The sequence below is a fragment of the Kitasatospora cinereorecta genome, assembly GCF_024172095.1.
GTDB lineage: Bacteria > Actinomycetota > Actinomycetes > Streptomycetales > Streptomycetaceae > Kitasatospora > Kitasatospora cinereorecta.
Genome location: NZ_JAMZDX010000003.1, coordinates 973,273 through 995,767, shown reverse-complemented (window position 1 = coordinate 995,767; position 22,495 = coordinate 973,273). Strand labels below are relative to the sequence as shown.

General features: G+C 72.3%; 21 protein-coding genes. 4 read left to right on the top strand and 17 right to left on the bottom strand.

Annotation, left to right across the window (positions count from 1 at the left end; genetic code table 11):
* Window positions 1–103: 103 nt before the first annotated feature.
* From FHR36_RS17960 to hrcA, 15 genes are all read right to left on the bottom strand, one after another.
* Window positions 104–817 (bottom strand): alpha/beta fold hydrolase, encoded by a 714-nt coding sequence (locus tag FHR36_RS17960; protein WP_253798381.1) that lies wholly within the window; start codon window positions 815–817, stop codon window positions 104–106.
* A 140-nt stretch (window positions 818–957) separates the two neighbouring features.
* A complete protein-coding gene (gene era, locus FHR36_RS17955) occupies window positions 958–1,887 on the bottom strand; it encodes a GTPase Era (protein ID WP_253798380.1) in 930 nt (309 codons plus the stop codon).
* Window positions 1,888–1,923: 36 nt separating this feature from the next.
* Entirely contained in the window at window positions 1,924–2,079 is a 156-nt protein-coding gene (locus FHR36_RS17950; RefSeq protein ID WP_253798378.1) for a hypothetical protein, read from the bottom strand.
* Window positions 2,080–2,202: 123 nt separating this feature from the next.
* A complete protein-coding gene (locus FHR36_RS17945; protein WP_253798376.1) occupies window positions 2,203–2,556 on the bottom strand; it encodes a cytidine deaminase-like protein in 354 nt (117 codons plus the stop codon).
* Between the two features lie 86 nt (window positions 2,557–2,642).
* Complete coding sequence (locus FHR36_RS17940) at window positions 2,643–3,179, bottom strand: DUF4383 domain-containing protein (protein WP_253798374.1); 537 nt, start codon at window positions 3,177–3,179, stop codon at window positions 2,643–2,645.
* Window positions 3,176–3,427, bottom strand: a complete 252-nt coding sequence (locus FHR36_RS17935; protein WP_253798371.1) for a hypothetical protein — start codon at window positions 3,425–3,427, stop codon at window positions 3,176–3,178. The genes FHR36_RS17940 and FHR36_RS17935 overlap by 4 nt, the downstream gene beginning before the upstream one ends.
* Window positions 3,428–3,570: 143 nt before the next feature.
* Window positions 3,571–4,899: a hemolysin family protein gene (locus FHR36_RS17930; protein WP_253798368.1), complete on the bottom strand. Its 1,329-nt coding sequence runs from the start codon at window positions 4,897–4,899 to the stop codon at window positions 3,571–3,573.
* Between the two features lie 13 nt (window positions 4,900–4,912).
* Window positions 4,913–5,407, bottom strand: coding sequence for an rRNA maturation RNase YbeY (ybeY, locus tag FHR36_RS17925; protein ID WP_253798365.1), 495 nt, complete (start codon window positions 5,405–5,407; stop codon window positions 4,913–4,915).
* 14 nt (window positions 5,408–5,421) lie between these two features.
* Window positions 5,422–6,525, bottom strand: a complete 1,104-nt coding sequence (locus FHR36_RS17920) for a PhoH family protein (protein ID WP_380232536.1) — start codon at window positions 6,523–6,525, stop codon at window positions 5,422–5,424.
* A gap of 152 nt (window positions 6,526–6,677) precedes the next feature.
* Complete coding sequence (locus FHR36_RS17915) at window positions 6,678–7,595, bottom strand: ribonuclease Z (protein WP_253798362.1); 918 nt, start codon at window positions 7,593–7,595, stop codon at window positions 6,678–6,680.
* Between the two features lie 5 nt (window positions 7,596–7,600).
* The gene (locus FHR36_RS17910) at window positions 7,601–7,954 is read right to left on the bottom strand and encodes a histidine triad nucleotide-binding protein (protein ID WP_253798358.1); all 354 of its coding nucleotides are present in this window, start codon (window positions 7,952–7,954) and stop codon (window positions 7,601–7,603) included.
* A 143-nt stretch (window positions 7,955–8,097) separates the two neighbouring features.
* Complete coding sequence (locus FHR36_RS17905; RefSeq protein WP_253798355.1) at window positions 8,098–11,301, bottom strand: S41 family peptidase; 3,204 nt, start codon at window positions 11,299–11,301, stop codon at window positions 8,098–8,100.
* Window positions 11,302–11,373: 72 nt separating this feature from the next.
* Window positions 11,374–12,123, bottom strand: coding sequence for a 16S rRNA (uracil(1498)-N(3))-methyltransferase (locus FHR36_RS17900; protein WP_253798353.1), 750 nt, complete (start codon window positions 12,121–12,123; stop codon window positions 11,374–11,376).
* A gap of 152 nt (window positions 12,124–12,275) precedes the next feature.
* Entirely contained in the window at window positions 12,276–13,415 is a 1,140-nt protein-coding gene (gene dnaJ, locus FHR36_RS17895; protein WP_253798351.1) for a molecular chaperone DnaJ, read from the bottom strand.
* 70 nt (window positions 13,416–13,485) lie between these two features.
* The gene (gene hrcA, locus FHR36_RS17890; RefSeq protein WP_253798349.1) at window positions 13,486–14,559 is read right to left on the bottom strand and encodes a heat-inducible transcriptional repressor HrcA; all 1,074 of its coding nucleotides are present in this window, start codon (window positions 14,557–14,559) and stop codon (window positions 13,486–13,488) included.
* Window positions 14,560–14,745: 186 nt separating this feature from the next.
* Between hrcA and htpX the strand changes: the two genes are divergently transcribed.
* The 4 genes from htpX to FHR36_RS17870 are packed head-to-tail and all read left to right on the top strand — an operon-like array spanning window position 14,746 to window position 17,986.
* The gene (gene htpX / locus FHR36_RS17885) at window positions 14,746–15,669 is read left to right on the top strand and encodes a zinc metalloprotease HtpX (RefSeq protein WP_253798347.1); all 924 of its coding nucleotides are present in this window, start codon (window positions 14,746–14,748) and stop codon (window positions 15,667–15,669) included.
* Window positions 15,670–15,719: 50 nt separating this feature from the next.
* The gene (pspAB, locus tag FHR36_RS17880) at window positions 15,720–16,304 is read left to right on the top strand and encodes a PspA-associated protein PspAB (RefSeq protein WP_253798346.1); all 585 of its coding nucleotides are present in this window, start codon (window positions 15,720–15,722) and stop codon (window positions 16,302–16,304) included.
* A 42-nt stretch (window positions 16,305–16,346) separates the two neighbouring features.
* Complete coding sequence (locus tag FHR36_RS17875) at window positions 16,347–17,117, top strand: DUF2785 domain-containing protein (protein WP_253798345.1); 771 nt, start codon at window positions 16,347–16,349, stop codon at window positions 17,115–17,117.
* A gap of 38 nt (window positions 17,118–17,155) precedes the next feature.
* Window positions 17,156–17,986 (top strand): DUF3097 domain-containing protein, encoded by an 831-nt coding sequence (locus FHR36_RS17870; protein ID WP_253798344.1) that lies wholly within the window; start codon window positions 17,156–17,158, stop codon window positions 17,984–17,986.
* Here the strand turns inward: FHR36_RS17870 and FHR36_RS17865 are convergent.
* Both FHR36_RS17865 and hemW read right to left on the bottom strand, forming a co-directional pair.
* Entirely contained in the window at window positions 17,979–21,158 is a 3,180-nt protein-coding gene (locus FHR36_RS17865) for a discoidin domain-containing protein (protein WP_253798342.1), read from the bottom strand. The genes FHR36_RS17870 and FHR36_RS17865 overlap by 8 nt on opposite strands.
* 95 nt (window positions 21,159–21,253) lie before the next feature.
* Entirely contained in the window at window positions 21,254–22,483 is a 1,230-nt protein-coding gene (gene hemW / locus FHR36_RS17860) for a radical SAM family heme chaperone HemW (protein ID WP_253798341.1), read from the bottom strand.
* Window positions 22,484–22,495: the final 12 nt, after the last annotated feature.

The following is a 22,495-nucleotide window of genomic DNA, read 5'->3' as shown; positions in this document are numbered from 1 at the left end:
CATGAACGGGCGGTGCGCTATTTCTCCACAAGTCGCGCACTGGACCTACGCAGTTGACGATCCGTCAGCTCATCGGCGGGGCTTCCGGGCGGCTCGGCCGGGCTCAGATCCAGCCTTCCAGCGACGCCATGAAGCCGTCGAAGTCGTCACGCTGGACGGTGTGGCCGGCTCCCGGCACGGTCCGCACCTCGAAGCCGCGCCCGCGCAGCACGGCCGCGTCCTGCGGGTCGACCAGGAAGCTCCGGTCGGCCAGTTGCACCAGCGAGGGGACGGCGGGCGCGGCCGGCAGGCCGGAGTCGGCGTGGTGGGCCCACAGGCCAAGCGCCGAGTCGGAGTCCCAGACCGCCAGGGTGGCCAGCTCGACCTCCACGTCGACCTGCTCCCAGCGCGGGTTCAGCGCTGCGATCTGCCCGCCCGAGGCGTGTTTGAACTCCACGAACAGCCGCGGGTCGACCCCCTCCGCCCTGGCGAAGCGCCACGCCGGGTCGGAGTAGACCGCGCGGGCCGGCTTCAGCCGTTCGACCGCGTCAAGCAGGGCCAGCCCGCCGAGCGAGTGGCCGATCGCCAGCTCGGCACCGGTGGGCAGGGTGTCCACCAGGTCCTCGGCGAACAGCGCCGGACTGTACTTCTCGGCCGGCGTCGCACCCTCACCGCGCGGGCTGCGGCCGTGACCGCGCAGGTCGACCGCGATCACCCGGTAGCCGCGCTCCGCCAGCGCCGGCCCGACCCGCCGCCACGCACGGTGGTCGGACATGAGGCCGTGCACCAGCAGGGCGACCCGCTCGCCGGTGCCCCACTCGTGGACGTGCAACTTCATCGGCCGGACCCTTCCCTGGCGGTAGAGCGAGCGATCAGGGGCGCGAGGAACTGCGCGAGGCGGAAGGTACGGCGCCGCAGCCACTCGCTACGCGCGCCACCCCCGTGGCCGGCCTCGCAGTTCCCCGAGCCCCTGATGAGTCAGAAGCCCAGCTTGCGGAGCTGCTTCGGGTCCCGCTGCCAGTCCTTGGCCACCTTGACGTGCAGGTCGAGGTAGACGGGCGTGCCGAGCAGGGCCTCGATGTGCTTGCGGGCGGTGGTGCCGACGTGCTTGAGGCGGGAGCCCTTGGCGCCGATGACGATGGCCTTCTGGCTCTGCCGCTCGATGTAGACGTTGGCGTGGATGTCGAGCAGGGGGCGGTCCGCGGGGCGGCCCTCGCGGGGGATCATCTCCTCGACCACCACGGCGAGGGAGTGCGGCAGCTCGTCCCGGACGCCTTCGAGGGCGGCCTCGCGGATCAGCTCGGCGACCATGATCTGCTCGGGCTCGTCGGTGAGGTCGCCGTCGGGGTAGAGCGGCTGGCCTTCGGGGAGCAGCTTGGTGATGAGGTCGGCGGCGAGGTCGACCTGCTTGTCGCCGACGGCGGAGACGGGGATGATCTCGGCCCATTCGATGCCGAGTTCGAGGCCGAGCTGGTGGATGGCGATCAGCTGTTCGGCGAGGCGCTTGGAGTCGACCAGGTCGGTCTTGGTGACGATGGCGACCTTGGGGGTCTTCTTGATCTCGGCGAGTTCCTTGGCGATGAAGCGGTCGCCGGGGCCGAGCTTCTGGTCGGCGGGCAGGCAGAAGCCGATCACGTCGACCTCCGCCCAGGTGCTGCGGACCAGGTCGTTGAGGCGTTCGCCGAGCAGGGTGCGGGGCTTGTGCAGGCCGGGGGTGTCGACCAGGACGAGCTGGGCGTCGGGCCGGTGGACAATGCCGCGCACGGTGTGGCGGGTGGTCTGGGGGCGGTCGGAGGTGATCGCGACCTTCGTCCCGACCAGGGCGTTGGTCAGGGTCGACTTGCCCGCGTTGGGACGGCCGACGAAGCACGCGAACCCGGAGCGGTACGGGGAGGAAGGGCTACTCATGGCCACCATTCTCCCTGATCACCGGAGCCCGCCGGGTCAGCCGGCCTTCTTGCCTCCGGTCATTCCTCCGACCAGCACCAGGATCAGCAGCGCGATCGACCCGGCGAGCCACCACGGCGAGCCGGTCTCGTGCCAGCGACCCAGTCCCATCACGGTGAGCAGCAGTCCGGCGAAGAATGCCAGTACCCCCATGTCCCCTCCCCCAGCGACACTCGGTAATCAGATTATCGCCCCAGTGCAACCCCACCCGTCCACCTCGCGCCCCCGCCCGGGCCCGCCCACCCCAGCCCCGGGGCGGGCCCACGGGCGGGACGGTCAGCGCGCCTCGGCGGCCAGGCGCAGCGTGCCGTCCGGGCCGGCCAGCAGGACGGGGGTGCCGGCGCCACCGAGGTCGCGGACGGCGGCCAGGTCCGCGTCGGCGGGCGTCTCGGCGTCGCTGACCACGGCGGCGGCCTCCAGGCTCCGGGCGCCGCTCGCCACGGCCATCGCGACCGCGGTCTGCAGGGCGCTCAGGCGCAGCGACTCCAGCGCGACGGTGCCGGCGACATACGTGCGGCCGGTCTCGTCACGCACCGCGGCCCCCTCCGCCACGCCGTTGCGGGCGCGGGCGGAGCGGGCCAGCGTGATGATCTTCTTGTCCTCGGGGTCCAGATCGGTGAGCTCACTCATGAGGCCCGAGCATAGGCGGCGCGGCCTCGACGGGGTGGAGCGGTCTCAGCAGCCGGTCGCCGGGATGGACAGCCGGCCGGCGGCCGTCAGTGGCCGGTCGGGTTCGGCGGGCCCGGACGCATGATCTTGACGAAGGTCGGCGGTCCGGACGGCATGGTCTCCCTGGCGTGCCGCTTCTTCCAGTACGGGTTGTCCTTGGGCAGGTGGCTGCTGACTCTGCCGTACATGCCGAAGGTCACGACCACGAACCCGAAGATGAAGCTGAACAGCACGTTCGGGATCTTGAACGCCAGCCGGTTGGCGCTGCTGTCGAGCACCATCAGACCGACGAAGCCGGCCAGGATGAACAGCAGTCCCATGATCATGTTGATGTTGGACGCGATGTTGCCGCCGATGATCGCGCCGATGATCAGGATGCCGCCGGCGACCAGGGAGAGCACGCTGAGCGCGCCGTTGCTGGAGAGGCCGATGACCTCCTTGCCCGTGGTGTCGAACGTTCCCGGGCTGGAGCCGGTCAGGCCGAGGATGCCGAAGACCACCAGGAAGATCCCGCCGAGCCCGGCGCCGAAGCGGTAGACCTGGCCGAGCTTGTGGTCGACGGGGAGTTCGTCTTGCAGTTTCATCGGGCCCTCCACGCGTCGGTGGCCCAGTCCTTCTTGAGGAACGGGACCTCGTGCAGGTACAGCGAGCCGCACTGCTGGCAGCAGTTCAGACCGGTGCCCCAGTCCTCCTCGGGCCGGGTCTCGGCGTCCGGGGCGACCTCGGCACCGCACATGCCGTGCGCGGTGTCGGTGTCCCGCACGACGTGCCAGCGGCGGACTCCGCCGCTCGGCCCCTCGGCGCCGTACTCGGCGCGCAGTTGATGTGCCATGACTTCATCGTCGGAACCCCGCCGGGACGAGGCAAGCGCAGCGCGCGGGACCGGGGCTTCGCACAAGGACGAAGCGGCCCGCGGGAGGGGTCCCTGTGGGCCGCTTCGTCCCGATGACGGGTGTGCGGGTCGTGTCGAGGGGGCTACTCGGCGTCCTCCGCCGGCTCCTCGTCCTCGGTCTCGCGCACCGGGGTGGCGACCACGGTGCCGATCCGGTTGCGCCGGCCGGCCGCGCTCTCGGCGGACAGCCGGATCGCCAGGAGGGTGCTGCCGGCGTCCTCGGGGATCGGTATCTCGCAGGAGGACCCGGGGATCGGCACCCGGCCGAGGTGCTTGGCGAGCAGGCCGCCGACGGTCTCCACGTCCTCGTCGGCCAGCTGCAGGCCGAACAGCTCGCCGAGGTCCTCGACCAGCAGCCGGGCGGTGATCCGGTACGAGCCGTCGCCGAGGTCCTCGACCGGGGCGATCTCCCGGTCGTACTCGTCGGTGATCTCGCCGACGATCTCCTCCAGGATGTCCTCGATGGTGACCAGGCCGGCGGTGCCGCCGTACTCGTCGATCACGATCGCCACGTGCGAGCGCATCTGCTGCATCTCGCGGAGCAGGTCCGCGGCGGGCTTGGAGTCCGGGACGAACACCGCCGGGCGCAGCACGCCGGAGACCGGCTCGGACTCGGCGTCCCGGTTGATGTGGGTGCGCCGGACCAGGTCCTTGAGGTAGACGATGCCGACCACGTCGTCCTCGTTGTCGCCGACCACCGGCATCCGCGAGAAGCCGGAGCGCAGCGCCAGGGTGAGCGCCTGGCGGACGGTCTTGTGCCGCTCGATCATCACCAGGTCGGTGCGCGGCACCATCACCTCGCGGACGATGGTGTCGCCCAGCTCGAAGACGGAGTGCACCATGCGGCGCTCCTCGTCCTCGATCAGGTCGTCCTGCTCGGCGAGGTCGACCAGGGCCCGCAGCTCGGCCTCGGAGGCGAACGGCCCCTCCTTGTACCCCTTGCCGGGGGTGAGCGCGTTGCCGATCAGGATCAGCAGCCGCGGGATCGGGCCGAGGATCCGGGCCAGCGGCAGCAGCACCCATGAGGCGGCGGTGGCGGTGGTCAGCGGGTGCTGGCGGCCGATCGTGCGGGGCGAGACGCCGACCGCCACGAAGGACACCAGCACCATCACGCCGAACGCGGTCAGCACGGCCTGCCACGTCTTGTCGAACGTCCGGACGCAGACCACGGTGACCAGGACCGCGGCCGCCATCTCGCAGGCCACCCGGATCAGGGTGGCCAGGTTGAGGTAGCGGATGGAGTCGGCGGTCAGGGCCAGCAGCCGGTCGGCGCCGCGCCGGCCGGCCCGGTGGGCCTCCTCGGCGCGGAACCGGGAGATCCGCGAGATGCCGGCCTCGGCGCAGGCGGCCAGCCAGCCGGCCACCACCAGCAGGAGAGCTCCGATCAGGAAGCTCGTACTTTCACCACTCACAGACGGCCGGCCCTCAGTGGGTGGTCGGCGCCGGGGAGATCCCGGACAGTCCGCGACCGGCCCGCCAGTCGTCCAGGATCCGCTTCTGGAGCCCGAACATCTCGCGCTCCTCGTCCGGCTCCTCGTGGTCGTAGCCGAGCAGGTGCAGCACCCCGTGGACGGTGAGCAGCTGGAGCTCCTCGTCCATGGAGTGCTTCGACGGCGCTGCCTTGCCCTGCTGCTCGGCGACCTCCGGGCAGAGCACGATGTCGCCGAGCAGGCCCTGCGGCAGGTCCTCGCCCTCCTTGCCGGGGCGGAGCTCGTCCATCGGGAAGGACATCACGTCGGTGGGACCGGGCAGGTCCATCCACTGGACGTGCAGCTCCGCCATCGCCTCGCTGTCCTGGATGATCACGGACAGCTCGGACTGCGGGTGGATCCGCATCTTGTCGAGGGCGTAGCGGGCGATGTCGAGGATGGCTTCCTCGTCGACGTCCCAGCCGGACTCATTGGCGATGTCGATCGACATGGAGGGTTCGGTACTCAGCTTTCGGTGCGATGGGACTGGCGGGGCGCGCGGGCGCCGCGCCGCTGGACGGGCTTGCGCGGGGTCGCGGCCTCGTCGGCTTCCTGCTGGGCGTCCCAGCGCTCGTAGGCGTCCACGATGCGGCCGACCAGCTTGTGCCGGACCACGTCGGTGCTGGTCAGCACCGAGAAGTGGATGTCCGGCACGTCGGCCAGGATCTCCTGGACGACCTTCAGGCCGCTGCGGGTGCCTCCGGGGAGGTCGATCTGGCTGGTGTCACCGGTGACGACCACCCGGGAGTTGAAGCCCAGGCGGGTCAGGAACATCTTCATCTGCTCGGGCGAGGTGTTCTGGGCCTCGTCCAGGATGATGAAGGCGTCGTTCAGGGTGCGGCCGCGCATGTACGCGAGCGGGGCGACCTCGATGGTGCCGGCCGCCATCAGGCGGGGGATCGAGTCCGGGTCCATCATGTCGTGCAGCGCGTCGTAGAGCGGGCGCAGGTAGGGGTCGATCTTCTCGTACAGCGTGCCGGGCAGGAAGCCCAGCCGCTCGCCCGCCTCGACCGCCGGACGGGTCAGGATGATCCGGTTGACCTCCTTGGCCTGGAGGGCCTGGACGGCCTTGGCCATCGCCAGGTAGGTCTTGCCGGTGCCGGCCGGGCCGAGGCCGAAGACGATCGTGTGCTTGTCGATCGCCTCGACGTAGCGCTGCTGGTTGAGGGTCTTGGGGCGGATGGTGCGGCCCCGGTTGGACAGGATGTTCGCCGTGAAGACCTCGGACGGCGCCGGGTGGGCCGGGTCGTCCTGGGCGCTCCTGAGCATGGCGATGGAGCGCTCCACGGCGTCCTCCGTCAGGGGTTGGCCGGTGCGCAGCACCAGCATCATCTCGTTGAAGAGCTGCTCGACGAGCTTGATCTCGGCGCGGTCTCCGGTGGCGGTCACCTCGTTGCCCCGGACGTGGATGTCGGCGTCCGGGAAGCCGCGCTCGATCACTCGCAGGAGCGAGTCGGCAGCGCCCAGCAGGGTGACCATCGGGTGCTTCTCCGGAATCACGATCCGGGTGCTGGCCGCCGCGTCGGGGCGCTGCTGTCCGTTGGTTCGGGTCTGCGGTGTGTCACTCATGGGTCGGCGCTGTGGCCTGCCTCATCCCAATCTCGTGTGAATGGCGCTCGGGCTGTCCGGGTCACCAGGGTACGCCGCGCAGGTGTTCGCCGGAGCGGCGCAGCGCGTTCGATGGTCCGCCTGATGACCTTGGGAAGCGAATGGTTTTCCGCTCATCGGCGCGGCGGGACGGGGACCCTGGCCAGGTCCTCGGCGATCACGATCTCGCCGTCGAAGTGCTTGCGGGCCTCGGCGAGGTGGCCGTCCAGGTCCGGGTAGCGCTGGGAGAAGTGGGTGAGCACCAGGGTCCGCACGCCCGCCTCGGCGGCGACCCGGGCGGCCTGGGCGGCGGTCAGGTGGCCGTGGTCCTCGGCGAGGTGGGCGTCGGCGTCCAGGAACGTCGCCTCGATGACCAGCAGGTCGGCGCCCTCGGCGAGCTGCCCGACCCCGTCGCAGAGCCGGGTGTCCATCACGAACGCGAAGCGCTGGCCGGGCCGCCGCTCGCTGACCTCGTCCAGGGTGACGGTGCGGCCGTCTACCTCGACCCGCCCCTCCTTCTGCAGCCGGCCGACCAGCGGCCCGCGCACCCCGAGCGCCCCCAGGCGCTGCGGGTCCAGGCGGCGGCCGTCCGGCTCGACGAGCCGGTAGCCGAAGGAGTCCACCGGGTGGGAGAGCCGGACCGCCTCCAGCGCGAACGGCGCGCCCGGGGCGTCCAGCGGGCCCGCGTCGGCGATCGGCCGGGGCCGCAGCTCGGCGGTCTCGAAGTACGCGGTGGCGTGCCGCAGCCGGTCGAAGAACACCTGGCCGGTGGCCGGGTAGTAGGCGTCCACCGGATGCGGGACCCGGTCCAGGTTGATCCGCTGGATCACCCCGGCGAGGCCCAGGCAGTGGTCCCCGTGGAAGTGGGTGACCGCGATCCGGGTGATGCCGGTGGCCGACACCCCGGCCTGCAGCATCTGCCGCTGGGTGCCCTCGCCCGGGTCGAAGAGCAGCCCCTCGCCGTCCCAGCGCAGCAGGTAGCCGTTGTGGTTGCGGGTCCGGGTGGGCACCTGGCTGGCGGTGCCCAGGACGACGAGTTCGCGCTGCGACACCTGGGTCAGACCATGCTCTCGGTCATCGGCTTGCCGCCGAGCACGTGGACGTGCGCGTGGAAGATGGTCTGACCGGCGCCCGCACCGGTGTTGAAGATCAGCCGGTAATCGGCGAGGCCCTCGTCCTCGGCCACCCGGCCCGCCTCGGCCAGCAGTTCGCCGGCGATCTCCGGCTCGGCGGCGGCCAGCGCGGCGGCGTTCGGGTAGTGCACGTGCGGGATGACCAGGATGTGGGTCGGCGCCTTGGGGGCGATGTCCCGAAAGGCGAGCGTGCGCTCGGTCTTGCGGACCACGGTCGCCGGGATCTCGCCCGCCACGATCTTGCAGAACAGGCAGTCGGACTGCGGCTCGCCGGCCATCTCGGTCTCCTCGCGCTGAGCGGTGATCAGTACGGTCCGTCAGCCTAGCCGGTGAACCCGGGGGCGCGAGGAACTGCGCGACCGGCCGTGCACTCAGGTAGAGCGATGGCCGGTCGCGCAGTTCCCCGCGCCCCTTCAGTGGTTCACGGCAACGGAGGAGCAGTCCTCGCCGGCGCCTCGGCCAGCGCGGCGAGCGCGAGGCGGACGCCCTCCGCGAGTTGGGGGTCGCGGCCGGCGGCCCAGTCCTGCGGGGTGACGTGCACCTCGACGTCCGGGTCGATGCCGTGGTTCTCCACGCCCCAGCCGTAGCCCTCCAGCCAGAACGCGTACTTGGGCTGGGTGACCAGGGTCCCGTCGACCAGGCTGTACTTGCTGTCGATGCCGATCACGCCGCCCCAGGTGCGGGTGCCGACCACCGGGCCGATGCCGAGGGCCTGGATGGCGGCGTTGACGATGTCGCCGTCGGAGCCGGAGAACTCGTTGGCGAGGGCCACCACGGGGCCGCGCGGCGCGTCCGCCGGGTACGGGTCGGCGCGGTCGATGTCGCGGGCGCGGTCCCACCCGATGATCTTCCGGCCGAGCTTTTCGATGATCAGTTGCGAGGTGTGACCGCCGCGGTTCTCCCGGAGGTCGACGACGACGCCCTCGCGGGACATCTCGGCCCGCAGGTCGCGGTGGAGCTGAGCCCAGCCGGCGCTCTGCATGTCGGGGACGTGCAGGTAGCCGAGCCGCCCGTGGGAGAGTTCGCGGACGGCGGCCCGCCGGCCGGCCACCCAGTCGTGGTAGCGCAGGGCCTCCTCGTCGGCCAGCGGCACCACCACGGGGTGGCGCTCGCCGCTGCCGTCCTTGCCGGTGACGGTGAGTTCGACCGGCTGTCCCGCGGTGCCGGCGAGCAGCGGGGCGGGGCCGGTGACGGGGTCGACCGGTCGGCCGTTGACCGCGGTGATCGCGTCGCCGGGGCGGATCGCCACGCCGGGCGCGGCCAGCGGGGAGCGGGCCCGCGGGTCGGAGGACTCGCCGGGCAGGATCCGCCCGATCCGCCACTGCAGGCCGTCGCGGACCAGGTCGGCGCCGAGCAGGCCCTGCCGGCGGGCGGCCTCGGCGCCGCGGCCGGGCGGGATGACGTACGCGTGGGAGGTGCCGAGTTCGCCGACGGTCTCCCAGAGCAGGTCGACCAGGTCGGAGTGCGAGCCGATCCGGTCGACCAGCGGACGGTAGCGGTCGAGGATGCCGGCCCAGTCGGCGCCGCCGAGGTCGGCGCGCCAGAAGTTGTCGCGCATCAGCCGGCCGTTCTCGGCGAACATCTGCCGCCACTCGGCGGCGGGGTCGACGGTGACCCGGATCCGGGCGAGGTCGACGTCCAGGTCGTCGTCGTCCCCGGCCTTGTGGTCGGCGGGGAGGATCCGCAGGCCGTCGTCGTCGAGCACGGCGAGCCGGCTGCCGTCGCCGCTGACCGCGTAGCCGTCGAGCGCGGCGACCAGTTCCTCGGCGCGGCGCTTCTTGAGGTCGAAGCGCTCCAGGGTGGCCCGGGGGTGGTCGTCCTCCAGCGAGGCGGCGCTGTCGCCGAGTTCACCGACGAACGGCAGCCGGGTCCACAGCACGCCGTCCTTGGCGGCCCGCAGGCTGCCGAAGCGGCCGCCCTGGACCGGGAAGGGGATGATCCGGTCGGCGATCCCGTCCAGGTCGACCCGGGTGGGCGGGACGGCGGGCTCGTCCTTCTTCTCGGTGTCCTTGGGCTCGTCGTCCTCGCCGCCGGGGCCGAGGCCGGCCCGCTGCGGGCCGAAGGGCGACGGGGTGTCGGCGGCCAGCGTGATCAGGTACGGGCGGGTGCCGGCGGGGAAGGACAGGTCGAAGACGTGCGCGTCGTACACCGGGTCGAAGTTGCGCACCGACAGGAACGCCAGGTGCTTCCCGTCGGCGGTGAACGCCGGCGAGTAGTCGTGGAAGCGCTGCTGGGTGGCCTCGCTGACGGTCCGGGAGGTGAGGTCGGCCAGCATGATCTGGCGCAGCGCCCACGGGCCGAGCACCGGCTGCGACCAGGCCAGCCACGCCGAGTCGGGGCTGAAGACCAGGCCGCTGACCTCGCCGTCGCCGCTGCGGGCCAACTCGTGCACCGCGCCGTCGCTGACCGCGACCAGCAGCAGCCGGCCGTCGTGCGAGGCGACCGCCAGCTGCTTGCCGTCCGGGGAGACGGCGAGGTCCAGCACCCGGCCGAGCCGGCCGGCGGCCAGTCGGCGGCGCTCGGTGCCGAGCACGGCGGGCGCGTACTCGAGCGCGTCGTCGCCCTCGGCGTCGCTCACCCAGACGGCGCCCTGAGCGCCGTCCTCGCCGGGGACGATCCGGACCAGTCGGCTGCGGACGCCGGGGGTCTCGTCCAGTACCCGGGACGGCCCCTCGCAGTGGGTCAGCCAGTGCACGGTGCCGCGGACGACCACCGCGCTGGCCCGGCCGGTGCGGTCCGGCGCGACCGCGTCGAGCTGTCCGGCCGCGGAGGTGGGATGGGGCTGGCGGCGGGTGCGCGGGCCCGCGGGGGCGACGTCCAGGCGGCGCGGCCGCGCGCCGTCCAGGTCGTCGAGCAGCCAGAGGTCGCCGCCACTGTGCCAGACCACCCGGGTGCCGTCGGTGGAGGCGTTGCGGGCGTAGAACCCGCCGTCACTGTGCCGCCGCAGGTCGCTGCCGTCGGGGCGGCTGGAGTAGAGCTGCCCGACGCCCTCGTGGTCCGACAGGAAGGCGATCCTGGAGCCGTCCGGCCCGGCGACCCACAGCGGGGACTCGAGGTGGCCGTCCAGCCCGGCGTGGACGCGTTCGAAGTCCCGTACGCCGATCCACAGCTTGCCGGTCTGCCCGCCCCGGTAGCGCTTCCACATCGCCGGCTCCCGGCCGAACGCCGAGACCAGCAGCGTGCGCTCGCCGCCGGGCTCCTGGGCCAGGCCGGAGACCGGACCGTACGGCAGCCGCTCGGCCGGTCCGCCGTCCAGCGGAACGGCCGCCGCCCAGGTACGGCGCAGGGTCGCCTGTCCGGCGGTGGTGGTGGCGATCGGCCGGCCGTCGGCCGTCCAGCCGCGCAGCACCGTGTGCGGGCTGCCCCAGTGGGTCAGCCGGCGCGACGGGCCGCCGTCGGCGGGCGCGACGTGGACCTCCGGGGCGCCGTCCCGGGTGGACGTCCAGGCGATGAGCCGGCCGTCCGGGGAGAACCTCGGGTGCCCGACCGGCACCTGGTCGGCCGTCAGCCGCCAGGCCCGGCCACCCCCGATCGGGGCCAGCCAGACGTCGTCCTCGGCGACGAAGGTGACCAGGTCGCCGTACAGGTGCGGGTGGCGCAGGTAGGCGCGCTGCGAATCTGTCACATCCGCCACGATAGGCAGCGCACGGACGCCAGGGCGCCGAATTACGGGATCCGGCGGGCCCGGCGTCCAGGGTCAGCTCCAGCGGCCGGTGCGTCCCAGCAGCAGCGCGCCGGCCGCCACCCCGGCGGTGGACGTCCGCAGCACCGACGGCCCGAGCCGGTACGGCCGGGCGCCCGCCTCGGCGAACGCCGCCAGCTCCTCCGGCGCGACGCCGCCCTCCGGGCCGACCACCAGCACGATGTCGCCGCCCGGCGGCAGCGCGGCGGCCGCCAGCGGCTCCGCCCCCTCCTCGTGCAGCACGGCGGCGAGCGCCGCCTGCGCCAGCAGCGGCGCCAGCTGGCGGGTCGTCATCAGCTCCCGCACCTCCGGGAAGCGCAGCCGGCGGGACTGCTTGCCCGCCTCCCGCGCGGTGGCCCGCCACTTCGCCAGCGCCTTGGCGCCGCGCTCGCCCTTCCACTGGGTGATGCACCGGGACGCCGCCCACGGGATCACCACGTCGACGCCGACCTCGGTCATCGTCTCCACCGCGACCTCACCGCGGTCGCCCTTGGGCAGGGCCTGCACGACCACGATCCGCGGGCTGGGCTGCGGCTCGTCGCGGACCTCGGCCACCGCCACGTCCAGCGCGTCCTTGCCGTGGACGGCGGACACCGTCCCGTACACCCCGCGGCCCTGCCCGTCCGCCAGCGTGACCGCCTCGCCGGCCTCCAGCCGCTTCACCGCGACGGCGTGCCGGCCCTCCGGCCCGTCGAGGCGCACCGTCGCGCCCGGCGCGACTCCGGCCAGGACGGCGCTCTCGACGACGAACACCGGCGCGGTCAATGAGTGCTCCTTAAACGTGAACCCAGGGGCGCGTGGGGGTACCTCCCGGCCGAAGGCTGGGGGAGAACTGCGCGCCCAGCCACGCTCCACCTGAGTGCATGGTCGGTCGCGCAGTTCCTCGCGCCCCTGTGGTGCTGCCCTGATCAGTGGGCCTAGCGGCCGTTGAAGGCGTCCTTGAGGCGGGAGAACAGCCCCTGCTGCCCCGGGGCGAACTGGCCGGACGGCCGCTCCTCGCCGCGCAGGATGGAGAGCCGCCGCAGCAGGTCCTCCTGCTCCGGGTCGAGCTTGGTCGGCGTCTGGACCTCGACATGCACTATCAGGTCGCCCCGGCCGCCGCCGCGCAGATGCGTGATGCCGCGCCCGTGGAGCGGGATCGACTGGCCGGACTGGGTGCCGGGCCGGATGTCGACCTCCTCCAGGCCGTCCAGGGTCTGCAGCGGCACCTGGGTGCCGAGCGCCGCGGCGGTCATCGGGATGGTGACCGTGCAGTGCAGGTCGTCGCCGCGCCGCTGGAAGACGTTGTGGCTGGTCTCGGCGATCTCGACGTACAGGTCGCCGGCCGGGCCGCCGCCGGGGCCGACCTCGCCCTCGCCGGCCAGCTGGATCCGGGTGCCGTTGTCGACACCGGCCGGGATCTTGACGGTCAGGGTGCGGCGGGCGCGGACGCGGCCGTCGCCGGCGCACTCCGGGCACGGGGTCGGCACCACGGTGCCGAAGCCCTGGCACTGGGGGCAGGGCCGGGAGGTCATGACCTGGCCGAGGAAGGAGCGGGTCACCTGGGAGACCTCGCCCTTGCCGCGGCACATGTCGCAGGTCTGGGCGGTGGTGCCCGGGGCGGCGCCCTCACCGGAGCAGGTGGTGCAGGTGACGGCGGTGTCGACCTGGAGTTCCTTGGTGGTGCCGAAGGCGGCCTCCTCCAGGGTGATCTCCAGCCGGATCATGGCGTCCTGGCCGCGCCGGGTCCGGGAGCGCGGTCCGCGCTGGCCGGTGGCGGCGCCGAAGAAGGCGTCCATGATGTCGGAGAAGCCGAAGCCGGCCGCGCCGGCTCCGAAGCCGCCCGCGCCTCCGCCGCCGGGCGACAGCGGGTCGCCGCCGAGGTCGTAGACCTGGCGCTTCTGCGGATCGGAGAGCACCTCGTAGGCGGCGTTGATCTCCTTGAACCGCTCCTGCGTCTTCGGGTCCGGGTTGACGTCCGGGTGCAGTTCGCGTGCCAGGCGTCGGAACGCCTTCTTGATCTCGTCCTGCCCCGCGTCGCGTCGGACGCCGAGTACCGCGTAGTAGTCCGTGGCCACCAAATGCTCCGGTTTGTTCCGCCTCTAGAAGTGCTTGCGATCGACTGCGCCGGCCGCGGCCGGCGCCGTGTTACGACTCGGCCAGGATCTGACCCACGTACCGTGCCACCGCTCGCACCGCCCCCATTGTGCCCGGGTAATCCATCCGGGTCGGACCGATCACCCCGAGCTTTGCCACGCTCTGGTCGCCCGAACCGTAACCGACGGAGACCATCGAGGTGGAATTGAGCCCCTCGTAGGAGATCTCGTGGCCGATCCGGACCGTCATCCCGGACTCCGCCGTCTCACCCAGCAGGCGGAGCAGGACGACCTGTTCCTCCAGCGCTTCCAGCACGGGCTGGACGGTGAGCGGGAAGTCGTGTCCGAAGCGGGTCAGGTTGGCGGTGCCCGCCAGCATGATCCGCTCCTCGTTCTGCTCGGCCAGCGTCTCGAAGAGCGTGGCGAGCACCGCACTGACGATCGGCCGCTCGGCCGCCTCGAAGCCGGCCGGGAGGTCCTCCAGGACCACCGGGACCTCGGGGAGCCGGCAGCCGCCCGCCATGCCGTTCAGTTTGGCCCGCAGGTCGCCCAGCAGGGTCTCCCCCACCGAGCCCGGGCAGTCCACCATCCGCTGCTCGACCCGGCCGGTGTTGGTGATCAGCACCAGCATCAGCTTGGCCGGGGTCAGCGCGACCAGTTCGATGTGCCGCACGGTCGAACGGGTCAGCGAGGGGTACTGGACGACCGCCACCTGCCGGGTCAGCTGCGCGAGCAGCCGGACCGTACGGGCGACCACGTCGTCCAGGTCGACCGCGCCCTCGAGGAAGTGCCGGATGGCTCTCCGCTCGGGTGCGGACATCGGCTTGACCTCGGCCAGCCGGTCGACGAACAGCCGGTAGCCCTTGTCGGTCGGGATCCGGCCGGCGCTGGTGTGCGGCTGCTGGATGTACCCCTCGTCCTCCAGGGCCGCCATGTCGTTGCGGACGGTGGCCGGCGACACGCCGAGGCTGTGCCGCTCGACCAGGGCCTTCGAGCCGACCGGCTCCTCGGTGCCCACGTAGTCCTGGACAATGGCGCGCAGCACCGCCAGGCGCCGCTCGTCCAGCGGGCGGACGGACGGGCGCGTGTCGAACAGGCGGGCGTCGGGCTTGTTCTCGTCCGACATGGCACGCACCTCCGTCTTCGTCCGTTGAGCGGGTAGCTGTCCCGGTTGGCTGGCACTCCGGAAGGCAGAGTGCCAGAACCGTACCTGCCAGTGTAAGGCCCGGGTCCGGCGGCAGGAACGGGGCGCCGACGTGATCCTCGTCCGAGTGGCAGCATCGAAGTCAGGAACCACAGAGGAGGAGCAGCGATGTCGACGTCTCAGCAGCACTCCCGGTTCGCCCCCGACCGGGGTCTGACCGGTCGGATGGTGACCACCATGTTCCTCATCGGCCTGGTCTACGTCGGCTTCACGGGGTTGCTGATCGTGCTGCTGCGCGGCGCCTGGCCGCTGATCGTGCTGGTCTCCGGCGGACTGTTCGTCGCCCAGTTCTGGTTCAGCGACAAGATCACCGAGCGGGCGATGGGAGCCCACCCGGTGACGCCCGAGCAGTACCCCCAGCTCCACGGCGCGATCGACCGACTCTGCGCGCTGGCCGACATGCCCAAACCCCGGGTGGCGGTCGCCGACAACGACATGCCCAACGCGTTCGCCACCGGCCGCAACCCCCAGAACGCGGTCGTCTGCGTCACCACCGGCCTGCTCCGCCGGCTGCAACCGGAGGAGCTGGAGGGTGTGCTGGCGCACGAGCTCTCGCACGTCGCCCACCGGGACGTGGCGGTGATGACCGTCGCGGGCTTCCTCGGCGTGCTGGCCGGCGCGATGACCCGGATCGCCTTGTACGGCGGCTTCCTGGGCAGCAGCAACCGCAACAGCAACGACCCCAACACCGCCATCGCGCTGATCCTGATCCCGGTCGCCTCGATGCTGGTGTACGCACTGAGCTTCCTGCTCACCCGCCTGCTCTCGCGCTACCGCGAGCTGGCGGCCGACCGCGCGGCGGCCCAGCTGACCGGCCGGCCCAGTGCCCTCGCCTCGGCACTGACCAAGGTGACCGGACAGATCGCCGCGATCCCCAGCAAGGACCTGCGCCAGGCGCAGCCGTACAACGCCTTCTACTTCGCCCCGGCGCTGAGCCCCAAGGACGTGGCCAGCCAGCTGTTCTCGACCCACCCCTCGCTGGAGCAGCGGCTCGCCCAGCTGGCGAAGCTGTCCAGCGAGCTCGGCAAGTAGTCCGTTTCCGGCCAGTCTTCGTTCCCGTCGCCCGATTGGAGCCGCCGCCCGTGGGATTCCTGGACACCCTGTTCGGCCGGAGCAAGCCGGTCCGGCCCGACCTCGACCAGCTGTTCGGCGTGCCCTCCGCCGCCCTCACCCTGGAGGCCGCGGCCGGCTTCCGCCCGACCGGGCTCGGCTCGGTCTGCTTCGCCGCGGTCGAGGGCGGGGCCTTCGCCGACGTCCAGGCCCAGGTCCGCGCCCTGCTGGACGCGGACACCGGCAAGGGCGGCGTCCCGGTCGAGGTCTCGCAGGACTCCTACGGCTACACCTGGCTGCTCGCCCGGCACACCCCCGAGGAGCTTCCGGACCTGGTCAACGACCTCCACGCGGTCAACAGCGAGCTGGAGGCCAACGGCTTCGGCCCGCAGCTGCTCTGCTCGATCGTCGCCTTCCGCAACGACGCCGGCCAGGCCCTCGGCCTGGTCTACCTCTACAAGCGCGGCACGTTCTACCCCTTCGCCCCGATGCCCGGCGGCGACGAGAAGCGCAACAGCCCGGTCGAGCTCCAGATCAAGGCCATGCTCGGCAACGACCTCCGCCTGGAGACCGACCTCAGCCGCTGGTTCCCGGTCTGGGGCGCCCCCGGTCTGTGAATCCCTGGCGGGGCCGGGGCGGGCGGGGGTAGGGTCCGGTCCATGATCGACTGGAGTGGGATCGATTCGGCCGCGCCCACCCCGGAGGCGGTGGCGGCGGTGAGTGCGGCGCTGCGGTCGCCGGATCCGGTGGAGCGGGACGAGCGGGCGTACCCGCTGCTGGCGCGGTGGGTGCCGGAGCTGGACCCGGCCGCGCGGCTGGCGCTCGGGGACGAGCTCGCCGAGCGCTTCGCGGACCCGGAGATCCAGGCCAGGACCTTCGCCCCGCTGGTCCTCGCCAAGCTGGTGCAGGCGGGCGCCTACCGGCCGCAGTGGCTGGCCGCGTTCGCCCGCTGGTACCCGGCCGAGCGGGACCTGCGCGGCTGGGACGACACCCTCGGCTGGCTGCACGCCGTCGCCCACGGCGCCGACCTGCTGCGCTCCTTCGGCCTGCACCCCGGGGCGGACCCGGCCGCGCTGCTGGAGCTGGGCGCGGCGCGGCTGCTGGCGCCGACCGGGCACGTCTGGGACGCGATGGAGGACGACCGGCTGGGCTTCGCCCTGGCCCTGACGCTGACCCGCGAGGAGCTGACCGAGGAGGCGTCGGTGGCCTGGCTGGAGCCGGTCGCCGCCACCTTCGCGGACGGCGAGCCCGGCCCGATGCCCCCGTTCGCCTCCAACACCCTGCGGACGCTGCGGGTGCTCTACCTGCTGGCCGACCGCGGGGTGCGGCCCGGCTGGACGGACGGCGGGGTGCGGCCGCTGCGGCACGCGGCCGCCGTCCGCGAGCGGGTCGCCGCGGTGCTGGCCGTCGCCGCGCCGTACGCGGGCTGACCGGCCGGCCCGCACCCCCGCGCCGTAGACTCCGGCAGATGCGCAGCAGGGAGTACGGACCGGACCTGACCCCGCCGTGGAAGCGGCAACAGCCCGCCCCCGAGGTCGCGGCCGAGCGCGACCTGGTGGTCGAGGAGGCCGCGACGGGTTTCTGCGGCGCGGTGGTGCGCTGCGAGAAGACCGCCGAGGGGCTGACGGTGACCCTGGAGGACCGGTTCGGCAAGCACCGGGTCTTCCCGATGGTGGAGCGCGGCTTCCTGCTGGAGGGCCGGGTGGTGACCCTGGTGCGGCCCACCGCGGCCGCGACGCCGGAGCGCGGGCCCGGTCGGACCGCGTCGGGCTCGGTCGCCGTACCGGGCGCCCGCGCGCGGGTGGCCCGGGAGTCGCGGATCTACGTGGAGGGCCGGCACGACGCCGAGCTGGTCGAGCGGGTCTGGGGCGACGACCTGCGGATCGAGGGCGTGGTGGTGGAGTACCTGGAGGGCATCGACGACCTGCCGGCCATCGTGGCGGCGTTCCGGCCCGGTCCGGGCCGCCGACTGGGCGTGCTGGTGGACCACCTGCTGCCCGGCACCAAGGAGCACCGGATCGCCTCGCAGGTGACCGGCGAGCTCGTGCTGGTGGTCGGCCACCCGTACATCGACGTCTGGCAGGCGGTGAAGCCCGCCAGTGTGGGCATCCCGGGGTGGCCGGAGGTCCCGTACGGGGAGGACTGGAAGGAGGGCATCTGCCGGCGGCTCGGCTGGCCGGTGGACACCCCGGCCGCCTGGAAGCGCATCCTCGGCTCGGTCCGCTCCTACAAGGACCTCGACCCGGCCCTGCTGGGCCGGGTCGAGGAGTTGATCGATTTCGTGACCGTCGTCAGCTGACGGCGATCTCGCCGAGCTGCAGGTAGTACGTACCGAACTGGTCGGCCGTCAGCCGGCTGGCCGACACCCGCACATACCGGGCGGAGACCGGGGCGAAGGTGAAGGACTGCGCGGTCGCGTCCGGCCGGGGGTAACCGGTCCGGGTCGCCACGGTGGTCCAGGTGGTGCCGTCCGCCGAGGTCTGCAGGGTGAAGTCGGCCGGGAAGCCCAGGCCGGTGTTGGCACCGTCGGTGCGCGCGGTCAGGTCGATCCGGCTGATCGGCGCGGTGCCCTCCAGGTCGACCTGCACCCACTCGGGGTGCTGGGCGGCGCCGCCCTGGCTGCTGAAGCCCATCGAGTACCCGAGGTCGGACGCCACCGCGCCGTCGGTCGCGGCTCGGCGGTTCCAGCCGCTGCCGTCGTCCGCCACCGCGCTGGAGGAGGTGACCGGCCGGCCCAGCGCCAGGTCGCCGCCGGCCGCCTCGATCTCGGCCAGCTGCAGGTAGTACGTCCCGTGCGGGTCGGCGCTCAGCTTGGTGCCGGTCACCTTGATGTAGCGCACGCCGGTGGTCGGGAACGGGAAGGACTGGGCGCCGGTGCCCGGACGCGGATAGCCGGTCCGGTTGGCCACCGTGGTCCAGTTCGAACCGTCGGCCGACACCTGGACGGTGAAGTCCACCGGGAAGCCCATGCCGGTGGAGGAGCCGTCATTGCGGGGGAACAGGTCGACCCGGTTCAGCGGGGTCACCGCGCCCAGGTCGGTCTGGATCCACTCGGTGTGGTCGGCACTCGAACTGCCCGCGCTGGTCCAGCCGTTGGAGACGGCGATGTCGGAGTCGCGGCGGCCGTCGACCGCGTTCTGCGGGCTCCAGGCGTCCGCGGTGTAGCTGCTGGAGACGCTGACCGCCGCACCCTCGACCGGGTTGGCCATCGGGTTGATCCGGACATTGTCGAACCGGGCACTCGCACCACCGGTGGCCAGCCCGAAGCTGCCCACGGGGTAGCCGGTGTCGGTGACGGTCAGCAGCGGCGCAGCGCCGCCCGCGTACACCTGCAGCGTGGAGCCGCGGCTGACCACCCGCAGGTGGACCTGCTGCCCGGCGCTGTAGCCCGGGATCTGGGCGTGCGCCAGCGTGCTGCCGCTGCGGTACACGAACGCCTCGCCGGTGTTGCGCACCGCAACCAGGTAGCCGGTGTCCATGTCCGTCGGGTTCAGCCCGTGGACCACCACGCCGGCCCAGTCGGTGTTCCCGCCGTCGGCCGCGTTCACCCCGGTGATCTGCAGGTCGACCGAGGCCGCCAGGTCGCCGTAGGCGCGCCCGGCGACGGCCGAGACCACGTCCCAGGTGCTGGTGTCGGTGCTGGTCTGGACGTACGCGTGGTCCGCGGTGACCGACCAGGAGCCGCCGGTGTGGCGCCAGTTGGCGTCGGTGCCGGAGCCGAAGTCGTCGGCGAACGGGAACTTCACGTCCCCGCCCGGGGCGACCAGCGCGTCCAGGATCTGCTTGTGCCGCTGCTCCAGGTCGGCGCCGGAGCGGGTGTACACCTGGGTGTTGGTGATCATCGTGTTGAGCAGCGCGCGGGCCGCCACCGGCTTGGCGGCGGCCAACTGGTGCAGCAGCTCGGTGTCCTGGAGGCCCTGGAGCAGGTTCTCGCTGCGCAGGCTGTCGTAGATGCCGTAGTGCGCCTTGTCCGGACGGACGAGGTAGTTGTCGCCGTCGTTGTCGCCGTCGAAGGTGTCCATGAACTTGCCCGGCTGGTCCAGGTAGGTCCAGTAGTTCCAGCCCCAGTGCAGGTAGCCGTCACCGCCGATGCTCGTCACCATCGAGGGGAGCAACCGGGTCTCCGCCAGCGGGTAGCTGATGAAGCGGTTGAGGCGCTCGTCCGTGGGCGCCGAGCAGGTGTAGACCCACAGGTCCTTGCCGGCCAGCCGTTGGCTCTGGAGGTAGGCGACGTTCTTGTCGTAGTCGTCCCGGCTCAGGATCGGGGTGAGCGTGGACAGGCTCCGGTGGTCGGCGGGCATGTTGAGGAACTGGGCCTCGTTGGTGGACCCGTTGGGGAACCTCGCGTGGAACCGGTCGTAGAGCCAGTTCGCGGCGTCGGTCTGCTGGCTGGTCAGCGGCTCGTCGACGGCGCTCACGTAGAGCACGTCGCTCCAGCGCCGCCCGGCGGGGCAGGGCGACTGCTGGTCGAGGCACTTGGCGTCCAGGTGGGTCTTCAGCTGGGCGTAGACCGAGTCCAGGTAGGCGGTCGCCTGCGGGCTGCCGGCGTCCGCCTCGACGATGACGGCGCCGCCGGGGCCGGGCCCGAGTTCGACCAGCTTGGGCGCCTTGCCGTCGCCCCGGATCATCGGCGGCGTGTAGATGTACTGCAGCGCTCCGGCGTCGATGAAGGTCTGGACGAAGCGGTCGTACGTGGCCCAGCCCAGCGTGACGTTCCCGTTGGCGTCGAACGTCGAGTCCTGCATCGCCAGCCCCTGGAAGTCCGTGTAGACCACATTGTTCCGGTGCTTGGCGAAGTCGGTGGCGATGCTGCCGATGACCTTCCACCAGTTGGGGTCGTACATCGTCACGCCGTACTGGAGCGGGATGGCCTTGATGGTGCCGTCGTAGTCCCAGCCCGCGGAGCCGAACCAGTTGTGCATCTTGAAGGTCGACTGGTTGGCGGGCGGAATGGTGACGTCGTAGACCGTCACCCGGACCGGAACGGTCACGTTGCCCGCCGCGCTGCGCACGGTTGCGCTGCCGGTGTAGCCGCCCGGCGCCTGGGCCGCGGGCACGGCGACGCTGTAGTAGTACGGCTGCGTCAGGTTCGCGGGCAACTGATACGGATCGTTCCCGAAGAACGAGTCGTAGTAGGCGTTTCCGCCGTCCGGCGGGTTCTCGTACCCACCGACCTTCGAGACGTTGCGGTGGTTGTACTCGCGGTTCACCGTGACGGCCGAGGCCGGGATGACCGCCCCGCCGGGGCCGGTGAGGTCCCCCACCTGGACGGACAGCCCGTCCACGGACGAGCCGGACCGCACCGCGATCTGCGCCGCCTGGGTCTCACCGCGCGCCGCGTAGAGCGTGACCGCCGTGGCCGGCGCGGTCGGCACCGGAGTCGACGAGAAGACCCGGTCCGAACCGTTCTGCACCCATACCGAGAAGGTCGCGGCGAAGGCCGGCACCGGAGCGATCAGTGCAAAAAGCATCGGGAATATGAGAAATACGGATGATCTGAGCAGTTTTCTGCCCACGACTCCCCCTTCGAAGACGAAGGGAGAATCACATCATGATCAGTTGACGTTCAGTCAACCAGATCGCGAACCACACCGTCGGCCAGCAGCCGCCCGCGCAGGGTCAGCGCCGCCCGGCCGGCCGCGAAGGCGGCGGCCTCCAGCAGCCCGTCGGCCACGGCCCGCTCGGCGGCCCGGCGGCCGTCCGGGGTCAGCAGCTCGACCGGGCAGCCGTCGACCAGGCGCAGCTCCAGCAGGATCCGCTCGACCCGGCGGTCCTCCTCGGCCAGCACCTCGCGGGCGAGCGCCGGGGTGCGGCCCTCGGCGAGGGCCTGGGCGTAGGCGGCGGGGTGCTTGGCGTTCCACCAGCGGACTCCGCCGACGTGGCTGTGCGCGCCGGGGCCGGCCCCCCACCAGTCGGCGCCGGTCCAGTAGAGCTCGTTGTGGCGGCAGCGGCCCTCGGGGGTGGTGGCCCAGTTGGAGACCTCGTACCAGGAGTAGCCGGCGGCGGCGAGCGCCTGCTCGGCGATCAGGTAGCGGTCGGCGTGCACGTCGTCGTCGATCATCGGCAGTTCGCCGCGCTTGACCCGGGCGGCGAGCTTGGTGCCGTCCTCGACGATCAGCGAGTAGGCCGAGACGTGGTCGGGGCCGGCGCCGATGGCGGCGTCCAGCGAGGCCCGCCAGTCGTCGTCGGACTCCCCGGGGGTGCCGTAGATCAGGTCCAGGTTGACGTGCTCGAAGCCGGCCGCGCGGGCCTCGGCCACGCAGGCCTCCGGGCGGCCCGGGGTGTGGTGCCGGTCGAGCAGCTGCAGCACGTGCGGCCGGGCGCTCTGCATGCCGAACGAGATCCGGTTGTAGCCGCCCTCGCGCAGCTCGGCCAGGTACGCCGGATCGACCGACTCGGGGTTGGCCTCGGTGGTCACCTCGGCGTCCGGGGCGAGCCCGAACTCCTCGCGGATCGCGGCCAGCATCCGCACCAGGTCGCGGGCGGGCAGCAGGGTGGGGGTGCCGCCGCCGAGGAAGACGGTCCGCACCGGCAGCTCCGCGTCCCCGAGCACCTTCCGGGCGAGCCGCACCTCGGCGATGAGGTTGTCGGCGTACGTCTCCTGCGAGGCGACCGCACCGGAGCTGCGCAGCTCGGTGGCGGTGTAGGTGTTGAAGTCGCAGTAGCCGCAGCGGGTGGCGCAGTACGGCACGTGCACGTAGAAGCCGAACGGTCGGGTGCCGAGCCCGGCGAGGGCGTGGGCGGGCAGGGAACCGTCGGACGGCACCGGATCGCCGTCGGGAAGTGCGGAGGGCATGGAACCCATTGT

Bases quoted from the DNA above. Each gene is read 5' to 3' on its own strand.
- FHR36_RS17960 (WP_253798381.1), bottom strand. From the start codon at position 817: ATGAAGTTGCACGTCCACGAGTGGGGCACCGGCGAGCGGGTCGCCCTG.
- era (WP_253798380.1), bottom strand. From the start codon at position 1,887: ATGAGTAGCCCTTCCTCCCCGTACCGCTCCGGGTTCGCGTGCTTCGTC.
- FHR36_RS17950 (WP_253798378.1), bottom strand. From the start codon at position 2,079: ATGGGGGTACTGGCATTCTTCGCCGGACTGCTGCTCACCGTGATGGGA.
- FHR36_RS17945 (WP_253798376.1), bottom strand. From the start codon at position 2,556: ATGAGTGAGCTCACCGATCTGGACCCCGAGGACAAGAAGATCATCACG.
- FHR36_RS17940 (WP_253798374.1), bottom strand. From the start codon at position 3,179: ATGAAACTGCAAGACGAACTCCCCGTCGACCACAAGCTCGGCCAGGTC.
- FHR36_RS17935 (WP_253798371.1), bottom strand. From the start codon at position 3,427: ATGGCACATCAACTGCGCGCCGAGTACGGCGCCGAGGGGCCGAGCGGC.
- ybeY (WP_253798365.1), bottom strand. From the start codon at position 5,407: ATGTCGATCGACATCGCCAATGAGTCCGGCTGGGACGTCGACGAGGAA.
- FHR36_RS17920 (WP_380232536.1), bottom strand. From the start codon at position 6,525: ATGAGTGACACACCGCAGACCCGAACCAACGGACAGCAGCGCCCCGAC.
- FHR36_RS17910 (WP_253798358.1), bottom strand. From the start codon at position 7,954: ATGGCCGGCGAGCCGCAGTCCGACTGCCTGTTCTGCAAGATCGTGGCG.
- hrcA (WP_253798349.1), bottom strand. From the start codon at position 14,559: ATGTCGGACGAGAACAAGCCCGACGCCCGCCTGTTCGACACGCGCCCG.
- htpX (WP_253798347.1), top strand. From the start codon at position 14,746: ATGTCGACGTCTCAGCAGCACTCCCGGTTCGCCCCCGACCGGGGTCTG.
- FHR36_RS17875 (WP_253798345.1), top strand. From the start codon at position 16,347: ATGATCGACTGGAGTGGGATCGATTCGGCCGCGCCCACCCCGGAGGCG.
- FHR36_RS17870 (WP_253798344.1), top strand. From the start codon at position 17,156: ATGCGCAGCAGGGAGTACGGACCGGACCTGACCCCGCCGTGGAAGCGG.
- FHR36_RS17865 (WP_253798342.1), bottom strand. From the start codon at position 21,158: ATGCTTTTTGCACTGATCGCTCCGGTGCCGGCCTTCGCCGCGACCTTC.
- hemW (WP_253798341.1), bottom strand. From the start codon at position 22,483: ATGCCCTCCGCACTTCCCGACGGCGATCCGGTGCCGTCCGACGGTTCC.